This window comes from Flavobacterium sp. DW-iso2 (assembly GCF_058725285.1).
In genome coordinates this window covers 1-13547 of sequence record NZ_JBZXDY010000024.1, presented here as the reverse complement: position 1 = coordinate 13547, position 13547 = coordinate 1, and the positions used below count along the sequence as shown (strand labels likewise).

General features: G+C 34.5%; 12 protein-coding genes. 6 read left to right on the top strand and 6 right to left on the bottom strand.

Annotated features, from left to right (window positions below; genetic code table 11):
• Positions 1 to 16: 16 nt before the first annotated feature.
• From dnaN to AC4PRO_RS14355, 5 genes are all read right to left on the bottom strand, one after another.
• Positions 17 to 1135, bottom strand: a complete 1119-nt coding sequence (gene dnaN / locus AC4PRO_RS14375) for a DNA polymerase III subunit beta (RefSeq protein ID WP_074724707.1) — start codon at positions 1133 to 1135, stop codon at positions 17 to 19.
• A gap of 109 nt (positions 1136 to 1244) precedes the next feature.
• Positions 1245 to 2930: a gliding motility-associated ABC transporter substrate-binding protein GldG gene (gldG, locus tag AC4PRO_RS14370; protein ID WP_492117816.1), complete on the bottom strand. Its 1686-nt coding sequence runs from the start codon at positions 2928 to 2930 to the stop codon at positions 1245 to 1247.
• On the bottom strand, positions 2930 to 3655 hold the full coding sequence (gene gldF / locus AC4PRO_RS14365) for a gliding motility-associated ABC transporter permease subunit GldF (protein WP_492117815.1): 726 nt from the start codon (positions 3653 to 3655) through the stop codon (positions 2930 to 2932). The genes gldG and gldF overlap by 1 nt, the downstream gene beginning before the upstream one ends.
• A 74-nt stretch (positions 3656 to 3729) precedes the next feature.
• A complete protein-coding gene (locus tag AC4PRO_RS14360) occupies positions 3730 to 4026 on the bottom strand; it encodes a putative quinol monooxygenase (RefSeq protein WP_492117814.1) in 297 nt (98 codons plus the stop codon).
• Positions 4027 to 4065: 39 nt separating this feature from the next.
• On the bottom strand, positions 4066 to 4896 hold the full coding sequence (locus AC4PRO_RS14355) for an SAM hydrolase/SAM-dependent halogenase family protein (RefSeq protein WP_074724703.1): 831 nt from the start codon (positions 4894 to 4896) through the stop codon (positions 4066 to 4068).
• A 195-nt stretch (positions 4897 to 5091) separates the two neighbouring features.
• Between AC4PRO_RS14355 and AC4PRO_RS14350 the strand changes: the two genes are divergently transcribed.
• From AC4PRO_RS14350 to AC4PRO_RS14330, 5 genes are all read left to right on the top strand, one after another.
• Positions 5092 to 6042 (top strand): PhoH family protein, encoded by a 951-nt coding sequence (locus tag AC4PRO_RS14350; protein ID WP_074724702.1) that lies wholly within the window; start codon positions 5092 to 5094, stop codon positions 6040 to 6042.
• A 123-nt stretch (positions 6043 to 6165) separates the two neighbouring features.
• Positions 6166 to 6981 carry an SDR family NAD(P)-dependent oxidoreductase gene (locus AC4PRO_RS14345; RefSeq protein ID WP_492117813.1) on the top strand — a complete coding sequence of 272 codons (816 nt, stop codon included), beginning with the start codon at positions 6166 to 6168 and terminating at the stop codon, positions 6979 to 6981.
• 141 nt (positions 6982 to 7122) lie between these two features.
• Positions 7123 to 7947: a Cof-type HAD-IIB family hydrolase gene (locus tag AC4PRO_RS14340; protein WP_492117812.1), complete on the top strand. Its 825-nt coding sequence runs from the start codon at positions 7123 to 7125 to the stop codon at positions 7945 to 7947.
• Between the two features lie 70 nt (positions 7948 to 8017).
• The gene (locus AC4PRO_RS14335; RefSeq protein ID WP_492117811.1) at positions 8018 to 10372 is read left to right on the top strand and encodes an alpha/beta hydrolase family protein; all 2355 of its coding nucleotides are present in this window, start codon (positions 8018 to 8020) and stop codon (positions 10370 to 10372) included.
• A gap of 91 nt (positions 10373 to 10463) precedes the next feature.
• Positions 10464 to 11414 (top strand): phosphoribosylaminoimidazolesuccinocarboxamide synthase, encoded by a 951-nt coding sequence (locus tag AC4PRO_RS14330; RefSeq protein WP_492117810.1) that lies wholly within the window; start codon positions 10464 to 10466, stop codon positions 11412 to 11414.
• 145 nt (positions 11415 to 11559) lie between these two features.
• Here the strand turns inward: AC4PRO_RS14330 and AC4PRO_RS14325 are convergent, their stop codons facing one another.
• Entirely contained in the window at positions 11560 to 12648 is a 1089-nt protein-coding gene (locus AC4PRO_RS14325) for a M42 family metallopeptidase (protein ID WP_074724695.1), read from the bottom strand.
• An 80-nt stretch (positions 12649 to 12728) separates the two neighbouring features.
• Between AC4PRO_RS14325 and AC4PRO_RS14320 the strand changes: the two genes are divergently transcribed.
• The gene (locus AC4PRO_RS14320) at positions 12729 to 13406 is read left to right on the top strand and encodes a DUF4294 domain-containing protein (protein WP_492117809.1); all 678 of its coding nucleotides are present in this window, start codon (positions 12729 to 12731) and stop codon (positions 13404 to 13406) included.
• Positions 13407 to 13547 lie beyond the last annotated feature (141 nt).

The following is a 13547-nucleotide window of genomic DNA, read 5'->3' as shown; positions in this document are numbered from 1 at the left end:
AAATCACAATTTATTGTTAACTATTCAGCATTACAGGCATTACCAGCATCGTTACCGTTTCACCTTCTTCTAGTCCGTCAACGGGTGTAAGAATTCCAGCTCTGTTAGGTAATGACATTTCTAGCATGATCATATCTGATTGTAAATTAGTCAACATTTCAGTAAGAAAACGAGAGTTGTATCCTATTTGCATATCGTCTCCTTGATAATCACAAGTCAATCTTTCCTCTGCTTTGTTAGAGTAATCAATATCTTCAGCCGAAACATTCAATTCAGCACCTGCAATTTTTAAACGAATTTGGTGTGTTGTTTTATTAGAGAAAATAGCAACACGACGTACTGAACTCAAAAATTGAGAACGGTCAATCATTAATTTATTTGGATTCTCTTTTGGGATAACCGCTTCGTAGTTTGGATACTTCCCATCGATTAAACGACACATTAAAATATAATTGTCAAAAGAAAAAGTAGCATTCGAATCATTATATTCTATTTTCACTTCAGCATCTGAAGTAGAAAGAATATTTTTTAGAATAGTCAAAGGTTTCTTTGGCATAATAAAATCAGCTACTTGAGACGCTTTTACATCAGTACGCGCATATTTTACCAACTTGTGTGCATCAGTTGCCACAAAGGTTAATCCTTCTGGAGAGAACTGAAAAAATACACCAGACATTACTGGACGTAAATCATCATTCCCAGCAGCAAAGATTGTTTTGCTTATGGCTGTTGCCAATACATCGGCAGGAACTAAAGTTACAGAAGGCTCTTCTAAATTAACAGATTTTGGAAACTCATCGCCAGGAGCATACGCCAACGCATATTTACCCGAGTTTGAACTAATCTCTATCGTGCTGTTTTCTTCAACAGTAAAAGTTAGAGGTTGCTCTGGAAAAGTTTTAAGGATCTCCAATAGTAGTTTTGCCGGTACAGCAACACTTCCTTTACTCGTGGAATCAATAGCTAAACTAGCAGACATGGTAGTCTCTAAATCACTTGCCGAAACCGTTAATTCGTTATTGTCTAATTCAAATAGGAAGTTGTCCAAAATGGGCAAAGTATTGCTACTGTTGATAACATTACCTAAAACCTGTAATTGTTTTAATAAGTACGAACTCGATACTATAAATTTCATCTGTTTTATTTTATTTTTTGGGTATCTATTTTAGTTTAATTTTTAAAATACAATACATTTTACAAATATATCGTAAACTATGCTAGTATTGAAACTTTTTTATTAACATCTACTGCCCGTATTTCCTTTTTCGAAGGTACGTAAATAAAGCGCCAAATAACACTAAGATAAGGAGTGGCAGCCCGATAGTTATGATTTGCGTCTTAGTATAGTTTTCAAAAACTTTTTCTTTATCTAATAAAGGTAAATCTAAATCCTTGCTTCGAATGTTAATAAGTCCCGTATCGTCTAATAGATAATTGACACAATTCAGCATGAAATCTTTGTTGTCGTATAAATTTCCGGAACGTTGATCATAACCCAGTTCCACCGGTTGAAAGTTTTTATCCAATTGGTTTTTTATCAAATCTCCATCAGAAATCACAATCATTTTATTCTTTTTTCCTGTGGATTCAAACGCTGTTTGTTTAAAAGGCAAAACCCTATTTTCAAACATGGAATGAAAGGAACCTTCAAGTAAAACAGCAAGCGGAATATTTCCGGTTTTGATATAATGATTCGGGCTAGTTTCTTCAGCAACAATATCCAAATTTACTTCTACCGGAGCGCCAATTTTTTTAGAATATTGGGTCGAATGTAACAGTATCGTTTTCTTAATTCCGTTTTTCAAGGTGTCTATAGGATTTGCAAAATCAAATTTAATTCCGCCTAAGTTTTTCACAATCGGATGCGTACTTTCTGGATAAACCAATGGAGCAAATTTCCAGTTGAATTCCTGGAACTGAGCAGCACTTCCTTGTTCGCCGGTCGCTAGTTTTATAGGAGTTCCTTGTTCGTCTTTTACAATATCGGGGTTAATACGAAAACCATATTTAAAGAACATATCGTTTAAATTCAGAGCCCTTGGGAAAGCTAATGTCGATCCAGATTCATTATAAAGACTGTCCATTTCCACATTTACCTGATCCACTAGCCACATTGTCTTTCCTCCGTTAATGATGAACTGGTCTAAGACTTGCTTTTCGGCATCAGAGAACATTTCGGTCGGTTTAACGATGATCGCCAAATCATATTTTTCTAGAGCATTTAAGCTACCTGTAGGGTCTTTTGCAACCGAGTCTAAAGTAAATGGACCTATGTGGTAACTTTCTCTCATCTGTAAGAGGAATTTAGCCATTAAGACATCCTGAAGTTCACCATTACCTTTGATTACGGCAATCGTTTTTTGCTTTGCAGTTGTCACTTTATGAAGGGCGTCTGAAATTGAATATTCAAGATGTTGAACCGAACCAATGACCATTTCAGTGGTCGAAGCGCCCATTCTATTTTTTAACAAAGGAATATTGACTTCTTTATTTTGGTAAACTGCTATAGCCCAAGGAAAAACCATCGCTTGTGATTGTTTTCCTTTGTCATCAACTGTTATATTTACAGGCGTTAATCCTTTTCGATACAACTCTTTGATATTGTCCATACTGGTATCTTCGTTTTCCAATGGATCGATGAATTCGAAAACTATATTTTTATTATATGCTTGAAATTCCTCCAGTAGTTGCTGCGTTTCTTGCTGCAGTCTTTTAAACTCAGCAGGCAAATCTCCTTGCAGATATATTTTGATGTACAACGGTTCTTTTACTTCTTCGATTATATTCAAAGAAGTAGCAGAAAGGGTGTATCTTTTATCTTTTGTTAAATCAAAACGATGAAAGAAACGATTTCCTATTATATTTACAATCAGTAAAATTATGATTGTTATTAATACTGAATTCAGGTTGCTTTTTTTAATTGGTACCATTACAATTTAAAAGATTTAAGTTTATAAACAGTAAACGAAAGAAACAACAGCGTTATACTTGCAAAATAGAGTACGTCTCTAGTATCAATCACGCCACGCCCCATACTTTTAAAATGGTCTTGCATTCCAAAAGCAGATATTAAAGTCGAAAAAGACGGCGTTAATGATGCGAGGCCTTCAAATCCAAAATAGAAAAAGAAACATAAAAACACTGCCACGATAAAAGCGACAATTTGATTATCAGATAGGGTAGAAGCGAAAACGCCAATGGAAGAATAGGCACTAATAAGGAATAACAGTCCTACATAAGATCCGATGGTACTCCCCATATCAAGATTTCCTTCCCGCATACCCAAACTGGAGATTACTTCGACATAAATAAATGTTGGAATAATAGCCATTACAATCAGTAGTACTGCGCCAAGAAATTTTCCGTTTACGATTTGCCAAAGACTCAATGGTTTTGTTAAAAGCAATTCAAGGGTTCCCTGCTTTTTCTCATCCGAAAAACTGCGCATGGTAACCGCAGGAATCAAGAAAATCAATATCCAAGGCGCTAAAGTGAAAAATGGGGTCATATCCGCAAAACCAGTGTTCAAAATGTTGTAGTCTCCTTCGAAAACCCAAAGAAATAATCCGTTGAGAATGAGAAAAAGAGCGATGACTAAATAACCTATGGGCGAACCAAAAAAGGACTTAATTTCTCTTAATAATATGGCTTTCATTAATTTTTTTTTTTTTAAAGTTTCAGATTTTCGGTTTCAAGTTTAATGTTTAGCAACATTAAACTAAACAAAATTTAAACTAAAGAAACTAATTTATCGACGCTCCAAGCCTCAGGTTTATCATTGAATAATTTTTTGGTAAAACTCCAGACTTCATTAAATAATGGAGACTTTCTGTAATTTTCTAAATCATCTTCGGTTTCCCAATAACTGTAAGTAAAAAAAACACTTTTGTTGTTTTTATCCTGATACAATTCTAAAAAACGATTCCCAGCTGTATTTCGAATTTTTTCTTTATTAGCCTCAAAATTTTCCAAGAATGTGGCAATATTTTCTTCGTGAAAACTCAATTTTACTATTCGTACAAACATTTAGATTTTATATTAACGATTGATAATTTAGGTACTTTTTTAATTCTTAAATTGGATAGAAACTACATCTCGATAATTCAATCCTAACAGGCTATTAGCTGAGCCTACTTTGGAAGGGTTGCTTCTAAAAATGGCAATTTCGAGGAAACCGGCTTCATTAAAAATCGCCAATTTTTCTCCTTCATAATTCTTGATCGGATATTTATCAGAACTTGCAATTGCCGAGTAATTCGGCAAAATGGTTTTGATATTTTTAGTTTTCATTATAATCTCGTAGGGTCTGCCTTTGGCAGCTTCCACGAATTGTCTTTTACTGATGTTGGTCACCACATTACCAAAATGGTCGATATAGATAACATGCCCTTTTAATATATTATTGTCATCAGAAATAACGGCTTTTAATTCTGTTATTTGCTTGATGCTATTAATTTCTTTTCCAATAACGTTTAATAATCCTCCCTTTGCAATATGACAAGCGACCATAACAAAAACATCCATACCAGTAGCTTCGCTCGACAGTCGATCGTGAATATTGATAGCAACCATTTTTTGCGGAACAATTTTTTGCGAAAGCATGCTCAGAATGCCATTATCGGCAGCAATAAAGTAAGAATCATTCCATTGCATAACAATATGTTGGTTCTCTTTATTCAATTCCATATCGACCCCTATCAAGTGAACGGTACCTTTTGGGAAACTCGAATAGGCCGCGCTAATAATGTAACTTGCTTCAACTGTGTTGAATGGGTCGATATGATGCGAAATGTCGATAATGGAAGCTTCAGAATACTCAGATAATATTTTCCCTTTCAAAGCACCTACAAAGTGGTCTTTCAAGCCGTAATCGGTAGTAAGGGTAATTATTGACATATTTTTTTTATAAATATTGGTGGATTCTAAAACTAATTTTCATTAAATTTGAGAAATGCAAATCTAATAATAGTAAATTCAAAAAAGCAAAAAACGAAAAACAAATTCCAAATAATAAGACAAATAATACTGAGGTTTAAAACCAAAACGCATTAGATTTATTAATTGATTAATTTTAATATAAAACTACAACTTTTGAACGAAAGAATAATCGAGCTCATAGACATCGCTCCAAAAGAATTTTGGGGCGCTCAAGACACTCATCTTGAAATGATTAAAAAATATTATCCAAAGCTTAAGATTGTTGCTCGAGGAACTACTTTAAAGGCATTTGGAGAAAAGGAAATCTTAGACGAGTTCGAAAAACGTTTTCAGCGGTTAATGCTGCATTTTACACGTTACAATAACATAGATAATAATGTTATCGAGCGTGTCATTTTAGGCGAGAAGGAGGACGATCGAAGAACCGTAGTTAACGATAAAATTCTGGTACATGGTGTTGGTGGTAAAATTATCAAAGCCATGACGCCTAACCAACAATTACTGGTTGATACGATAAATAAAAATGATATGGTTTTTGCGGTAGGCCCAGCAGGAACAGGGAAAACCTATACTGGGGTCGCGATGGCCGTAAAAGCGTTGAAGGAAAAACAGGTAAAACGAATCATTCTTACTCGCCCAGCAGTAGAAGCAGGAGAAAATCTTGGTTTTCTTCCTGGAGATATGAAAGAAAAACTAGATCCTTATATGCAGCCGTTATACGATGCATTACGGGATATGCTTCCTAATGAAAAACTGGAAGATTATATTTTGAAAGGAATTATCCAAATTGCTCCACTTGCCTTTATGCGAGGCCGAACGCTAGATCATGCTTTTGTGATTTTAGACGAGGCGCAAAACACAACCCATTCCCAAATGAAAATGTTCCTAACCCGTATGGGGAAAAGTGCGAAATTCATGGTAACCGGAGATCCAGGGCAAGTTGATTTACCCAGAAGAACTATTTCAGGTCTTAAAGAGGCACTGTTGGTTTTAAAGGATATTGAAGGAATTGGAATTGTATATCTCGATGATAAAGACATCGTAAGACACCGATTAGTTAAAAAAGTATTAGATGCCTATAAGTATACCGAGAATCCAGACTAAAATAATTACTGAGTACGACCCCGATATGGGGTCGTACTTTTTAAAATAATATTCAACTTTTTGTTGGATGAATTTCACAACTTTGCTATTATCATAAAAAATAATAGCTTAAAAAAATAAATATTGAAGAACGTAATTATTACGGGAGCTTCCGGAGGTATTGGGAAGGAAATTGCCTTTCATTTTGCTGAAAATGGATGGAATGTTATAGCTACTATGATTCATCTAGATCATGGTAAAGAACTGCAAGGAGTAGAAAACATCAGCTGTTATTTGCTGGATGTGACTTCAACAGAAAGTATTGCTTCCGCTAAGAAAAAAATAATTGAAGATTTTAAAACAGTCGATGTTGTAATAAATAATGCCGGAGTAGGATACCGCAGTTTTGTAGAATTAGCTGAGGATACTGAAATCAATACTATTGTTGATGTAAACTGGCTTGGAGTGGTAAAAGTATGCAGGGCATTTATTCCTGAATTTAGAGCGCAACAGAAGGGGCACTTTATAAACATAACCTCCATTGCGGGTTTAGTTAACTTACCCTTAGGTAGTTTTTACCATTCGACGAAACATGCCGTTGAGAGTTTTTCTGAATGCATGGCTTATGAATTAATTGATTTTAAGATCAGCGTTTCTACGGTTCAATTTGGAAATACACCTTCTAATTTTCAAAAAAATGTAGTTAAATCGTGTCGATCGTCTTTGCCTTCGTACAATAATTTAATGGAAAAAATAAGTCGTATATTAGAAAATAAAACCAAGAAAAATACGGATTTAAAACCGCAAATTATTAAGGAAATTTTAAAGATAGCTGAAAACCCGCCTAAAAATTTTAAGAGGTATACGATTGGTTTTGATGCCAATAGTCTTAGTTTTCTCCGATCTGGAATTGGTTATCGTTTATTCGGTAGGATAATCAGACAAACTGTTTTTAGATGATTTTGGATATACCTTTCTAATGCCTATCTAGAAAGATTAAAGTTAAATACATGTTATTTTTAAAGACGAACTTTCTTTTTACTAGGTGGTTTATTTATATCGAAGTAAATTTGCGCACGAATTAGAATAACGATACTAGATATGCAGAATACAATAAAAGTAGTAATAACTGATTTAGACGGGACATTGCTAAATCAGTATCATAAAATATCAGAATATACCAAAGCAGTTTTTCAAGAGCTTCACAATCAAAATTACTTGATTATTATCGCTACAGGTCGTCATCATCTCGATGCTATGCCTATTGTTAAAGGCTTAGGATGTCCGGTCTATTTAGTAACATCAAATGGAGCTAGAATTCACTCGCCAGAAAATGAACTTCTTTTTTCGCATAATATTAGTAGCGAGGCGATAAAATCAGTTTTATCAATGGGAATAGATGAAGAGTTTACCACAGTAGTTTTTAAAGAGGATGTTTGGTTGACTAATAAACATAATGAGGCTTTAAACAGTTTTCAGACGGAATTGAATTATTTGCCTGAGCTTGTGAATTTTGATACTGTAAAAGATTTGAGTGCCATAAAAATGTTTTTTACTCATGAGCGTCATTCGAGATTAATGGAGCTGAGAGATAAAATAGTAGAAAAGCATTCAGATGTTTTTAGTCACGCATTTAGTTTACCGCTTTGTTTGGAGTTTATGGACAAGACGGTCGATAAAAGTTTGGCTATTGCCAAGATTTTAGAAATAGAAAGTCTAAGTTTTCATCAGTCCATTTCCTTTGGTGATGGATACAACGATGAAAATATGTTAAATGCTACAGCCAAAGGATTACTAATGGGAAATGCTCCTGATAGTTTAAAGAACAAGCTTTCTCACCTTGAAGTAATAGCAACTAATTACGACAATGGCGTAGCTACTTATCTATCTGAAAAACTACTGAAGCATACTATTTTAAGTATTTAAGTATTCTAAAGTCACGATATTTTTTTAAATACGATTCAAAGTGTATTTTTTTTGGAATAAACCATACAAAATGATCAGAACTATTTTTATCGTAGCATTTATATTTTTCTCCTTCACGTCGCAAAGTCAAGTTCTTCAGCTTGAAGACATCATGAAAGGAGACACTTTCATTGGAGAGCAACCTTTTTATGGCAGATGGTCTTTAGATAGCAAAAAAGTGTATTTTGAATGGAATCCTAATAATGAGTTGGGAGCCAGTACTTATTTCTGGGAAAAAGGAATGGCAAAACCTTTATTAGTTGTCGCGCCAGAAGCTGCATTCTCTAAATTAGATTTTAAAGGAAAACCGAATGCAGATATCGTATATTATATTGATATAGGTGCTTTGTATTCGTATTCTATCCAAAATAAAAGGAAGAAAAAACTATTGCAACAATCTAATCCAGTTTCTAACTTAGAATTAGGAACAGATTCAGGAATGTTGTTTTTTGTGCAAAATGAAAATATCCTTAAATTGGATACGAATCTAGGGACATTGGTTCAACTCACGAATTTCAAACAAGGAAAAGAAAAGGAAAAGGAAGAGGAGAAAGACAGTTTTTTAAATTCCCAGCAAAAAGAATTATTTCAATATATTAGAGATCGAGAGGCAAAGAAAGATTGGAATAAGGCAAAAGCTGATGAAAACAAATCAGACTTTCCTAAGTCTTATTACTATGGTAAGGACTCGTTTGAGAGTCTAAAAATGAATCCTAGAGGGAATTACGCAACGTTCAGATTAGTAGAAGTTACTGAAATCAAGAGCGAAGTAATGGAAAATTTCATAACCAAAGACGGCTACAATCAATCCGTAGATACAAAGAGAAAAGTATCGGTAGCAAATTTAAATAAATCAAAATTCGGAATTTATTCGGTTGCTAAAGATTCCGTTTATTTTGTCAATTTTTCCTCATTAAGTCATATTCAAGACAAACCTGCCTACTACAAAGAATACGAGAATTTAAAAAATAAAGAAAAGGAAGATAAGTTGGTTTTTGTTCAAGAACCTACCTATAGTGAAGATGGCGTGTATGCCATTACAGAGATTAGAAGTCACGATAATAAAGACAGATGGATCGTTGAATTAAACTTAGAAAAAGGAACTTTCAAGGAATTAGAGCATCAGCACGATGAAGCTTGGATTGGAGGACCTGGTATTCCTCCATATGCTAATAGTTCAGGAACTTTAGAATTTTTGGGAGATAATGAAACTATTTATTTTCAATCAGAAGCTACGGGTTATTCTCATTTATATTCTTATAATTTGAGAACAAATAAGAAAATCCAACTCACAAAGGGAAATTGGGAAGTAAGAGAAGTGATACTTTCTAGGGATAAGAAAGCTTTTTATTTAACTACAAATACAACGCATTCAGGAAATCGTGGGTTTTATAAGTTGGGAGTTTCTGGCGGTGAATTACAACCCATTCTGACTAAAGATGGAGCGCATGAAGTAAGTCTTTCTCCTGATGAAAGTACAATGCTTGTTCGTTATTCCTATAAAAATAAACCTTGGGAATTTTATATAGCTGCGAATAAAAAAGAAACAGCATTAACTGCAATAACGCATTCTACTTCGAAAGCGTTTGAATCTTATTCTTGGCGAACTCCTGAAGTCATGACCTTCAAAGCACAAGATGGGACTAATGTAAATGCAAGATTATACAAACCAGAATCGAGTAAGGCGAATAAAGCAGCTGTTGTTTTTGTTCATGGCGCGGGTTATTTACAAAATGCCCATAATTACTGGAGTAGTTACCATAGAGAATATATGTTTCATAATTTATTGAATGACTTAGGTTACACCGTTTTAGATATCGATTATAGAGGCAGTGATGGTTACGGACGAGATTTTAGAACTGGAATTTACCGATTTATGGGAGGGAAAGATTTATCAGATCAGATAGATGGTAAAAATTATTTGGTTCAAAATTTAGGTATTGATGCAAATAGAGTAGGAATGTACGGTGGATCATACGGCGGTTTTATAACGTTAATGGCAATGTTGACAGAGCCTGCCGAGTTTAAATCGGGTGCAGCTTTGCGTTCAGTTACAGATTGGGCACATTATAACCATGGCTATACAGGGAATATTTTGAATTTCCCAGAAACTGATCCTGATGCTTACAAAAAAAGTTCTCCAATCTATTTTGCAGATAATCTTCAAGGAAACCTGTTAATGCTTCACGGAATGGTGGATGACAATGTAGAATACAAAGACATTGTGCGTTTGTCGCAACGTTTTATAGAACTGGGTAAGAAAAACTGGAGTCTATCCTCATTTCCTGTTGAAGCGCATGGCTTTAAAGAAACCTATTCATGGGTTGATGAGTATAGTAGAATACTAAATTTATTCAATACTACACTTTTAGAAAACAAGAAATAAATACCAACAGAAACACTTAATAATGTGATAACTATTTTGTGTATTTCTTTGAAAGAAACTACTTTTGCAAAAACACAACACAACTAAAAAAATGAATACTATAACAACTACAAATTTTAATTTTCCAAATCAAAAATCGGTTTATCGAGGTAAAGTAAGGGAAGTGTACAATATCAATGATGATCTTTTGGTGATGGTAGCTACAGATAGGTTATCAGCCTTTGATGTTGTTTTACCCAAAGGGATTCCATACAAAGGGCAAATACTAAACCAGATTGCTACTAAATTCATGGAGCTTACGCAAGATATTGTTCCGAATTGGTTGATTGCAACTCCGGATCCTAGTGTAGCTGTGGGACATTTATGCACGCCTTTCAAAGTAGAAATGGTAATTCGGGGTTATTTGTCAGGTCACGCTGCTCGCGAATATGCTCTTGGTAAAAGAGAAATTTGCGGTGTTCCAATGCCTGAAAGATTAAAAGAAAATGATAAATTCCCAACTCCTATAATCACACCAACTACAAAAGCAGATAACGGAGAACACGATGCAGATATTTCTCGTGAGGACATTTTAGCAAAAGGAATTGTTACAGAAGCCGATTATTTAGTTTTAGAAAAATATACCAGAGCTTTATTTCAAAGAGGAACTGAAATTGCTGCAAGCCGCGGATTGATATTGGCGGACACCAAATATGAATTTGGCAAAACTAAAGACGGAGTTATTGTTCTTATTGACGAAATCCACACGCCTGATTCTTCTCGTTATTTTTATTCAGAAGGATATCAGGAAAGACAAGACAAAGGAGAAGAGCAAAAGCAATTATCCAAAGAGTTTGTTCGTCGCTGGTTGATTCAAAATGGTTTTCAAGGTTTAGAAGGACAATCAATTCCTGATATGTCTGATGAATATATTGAAACCGTATCGGAAAGATATATTGAGTTGTATGAAAAGATTCTTGGTGAAAAATTCATAAAAGCGGATATTTCAAATATCAATGAAAGAATAGAAAAAAACGTCTTGGCTTATTTAGAGAATAGGTAGTAAGAGGTAAATAAAATAAAAGAAAAAACCGCAATCCTTGATGGAGTTGCGGTTTTTTTAGCCCTGATAGAAGCGATATCCTTTTTCTGGTTTCGTTTTAGAAACCAGAAAAAGATAAAGCAGATAGCAGGAATAGCTACTAACCCTATTTAAAATAAGAAAACGTTTCGTTGTTCTCAATCTTCAATAGCGTTTCATATATTAATTTAATAACATTTTCTACGTCATCACGGTGAACCATTTCAACAGTAGTATGCATATAACGCAAAGGAAGTGAAATCAATGCCGAAGCCACACCACCATTGCTGTACGCAAATGCATCCGTGTCTGTTCCAGTAACTCTTGAAGAAGCTAAACGCTGGAAAGGAATTTTCTTTTCTTCGGCAGTGTTTAGAATTAGTTCTCTTAAATTATTTTGTACCGCCGGTGCATAGGTCACCACTGGTCCTTTTCCTATTTTAGTATCTCCTTCAATTTTTTTGTCAATCATCGGAGTTGTAGAATCGTGACATACATCAGTAACGATAGCTACGTTTGGTTTAATGGTTTGAGTAATCATCTCAGCACCACGAAGACCCACTTCTTCTTGAACAGAATTGGTGATGTACAGTCCAAAAGGTAATTTTACTTTATTTTCATGCAATAAACGCGCAACTTCGGCAATCATAAAACCGCCCATGCGGTTGTCAATGGCTCGACAAACAAATTTATTTTCGTTCAAAACCATAAATTCATCAGGGTAAGTGATTACGCAACCCACATGAACTCCTAGTTTTTCAACTTCTTCTTTAGTCTCACAACCTAGGTCAATGAAAATATTACTTATTTTAGCATTTTCTTCTTTGTCTCTATTACGAGTATGAATAGCGGGCCAGCCAAATACTCCTTTTACAATTCCTTTTTTGGTATGAATATTTACACGTTTAGAAGGTGCAATTTGGTGATCTGATCCACCGTTTCTAATTACATAAACCATTCCTTCATCAGTAATGTAGTTTACATACCATGCAATTTCGTCGGCATGCCCTTCAATTACTACCTTATATGGAGCATCAGGATTAATAATCCCTACTGCTGTTCCGTAAGTGTCCGTTATAAATGTATCAACATAAGGTTTTAGGTACTCCATCCATAATTTCTGTCCTTCAGCTTCAAAGCCAGTAGGGGAGGCGTTGTTTAAATATTGCTCTAAAAATGTAATAGAGGATTCTTTTAATATCGATTTAGTGCTCATAAAATATATTTTTTGCTAAATTATAGAATTGGCATTACACTTGCGTATATAATGTATAATTTTACGCTAAATTTTTTTTTATGCATTTTATTAAATTTTCGATTTTCTTTCTTTTTTTAACGGCAGTGGTTCATGGACAAGTGATTTCTAGAGACACTACAAAAATGGGTTATGTTTTGAGGGATACAGACGAAGCGCTTAATGACACTATTCAACTAGAAGAAATTATTGTTTCAAAAGAAAGATTGGACCCCGATGCTAAGAAGCAGTTTCTGATTTTGCAAAGTAGGGTCTATAGAACTTATCCTTATGCTAAATTAGCTTCCGAGAGATTAACGCTTTTAAATAAAGGAATGGAAAGGCTTACAACTAATAAAGAAAAGAAGAAGTATTTCAAGATAGTAGAAAGTTATCTCAATGATGAATTTGAAGCAAAACTTAAAAAATTGTCACGCAGTCAAGGACGAATTTTAGTAAAGTTAATCCATCGCCAAACCGGATCAACAACTTTTGAACTGGTAAAAACACTAAAAAGCGGCTGGAAAGCTTTTTGGTCTAATACTGCAGCAAGCATGTTTGACATTAATTTAAAAACAGAATATGCGCCTTACGTTTCTAATGAAGACTTTTTGATAGAAACGATACTTACAAGAGCATTTGAATCTGGGAGATTGCAGAACCAACCACCGGCGCATTCAGTAGATATCGATAATCTAAATGATTTCTGGGAAGCTAAAGCACAGCAACCAAAACCATAAAGATCATTTGGGCGTTTCCCATTATAAAAAAAGAGGCTATACCTACATATAAGGAGTAGCCTCTTTTTTTTTTAGGAGCTATTTCCCGCTATTCGTTACAATCTACTGAGCCAATCCCGATGTTTCGGGACTGGCTCAGTA

What these genes read in the sequence shown, in the direction of transcription:
- dnaN (WP_074724707.1), bottom strand. Translation starts at nt 1,135, where the DNA reads ATGAAATTTATAGTATCGAGTTCGTACTTATTAAAACAATTACAGGTT.
- gldG (WP_492117816.1), bottom strand. Translation starts at nt 2,930, where the DNA reads ATGGTACCAATTAAAAAAAGCAACCTGAATTCAGTATTAATAACAATC.
- gldF (WP_492117815.1), bottom strand. Translation starts at nt 3,655, where the DNA reads ATGAAAGCCATATTATTAAGAGAAATTAAGTCCTTTTTTGGTTCGCCC.
- AC4PRO_RS14360 (WP_492117814.1), bottom strand. Translation starts at nt 4,026, where the DNA reads ATGTTTGTACGAATAGTAAAATTGAGTTTTCACGAAGAAAATATTGCC.
- AC4PRO_RS14355 (WP_074724703.1), bottom strand. Translation starts at nt 4,896, where the DNA reads ATGTCAATAATTACCCTTACTACCGATTACGGCTTGAAAGACCACTTT.
- AC4PRO_RS14340 (WP_492117812.1), top strand. Translation starts at nt 7,123, where the DNA reads ATGCAGAATACAATAAAAGTAGTAATAACTGATTTAGACGGGACATTG.
- AC4PRO_RS14335 (WP_492117811.1), top strand. Translation starts at nt 8,018, where the DNA reads ATGATCAGAACTATTTTTATCGTAGCATTTATATTTTTCTCCTTCACG.
- AC4PRO_RS14330 (WP_492117810.1), top strand. Translation starts at nt 10,464, where the DNA reads ATGAATACTATAACAACTACAAATTTTAATTTTCCAAATCAAAAATCG.
- AC4PRO_RS14325 (WP_074724695.1), bottom strand. Translation starts at nt 12,648, where the DNA reads ATGAGCACTAAATCGATATTAAAAGAATCCTCTATTACATTTTTAGAG.
- AC4PRO_RS14320 (WP_492117809.1), top strand. Translation starts at nt 12,729, where the DNA reads ATGCATTTTATTAAATTTTCGATTTTCTTTCTTTTTTTAACGGCAGTG.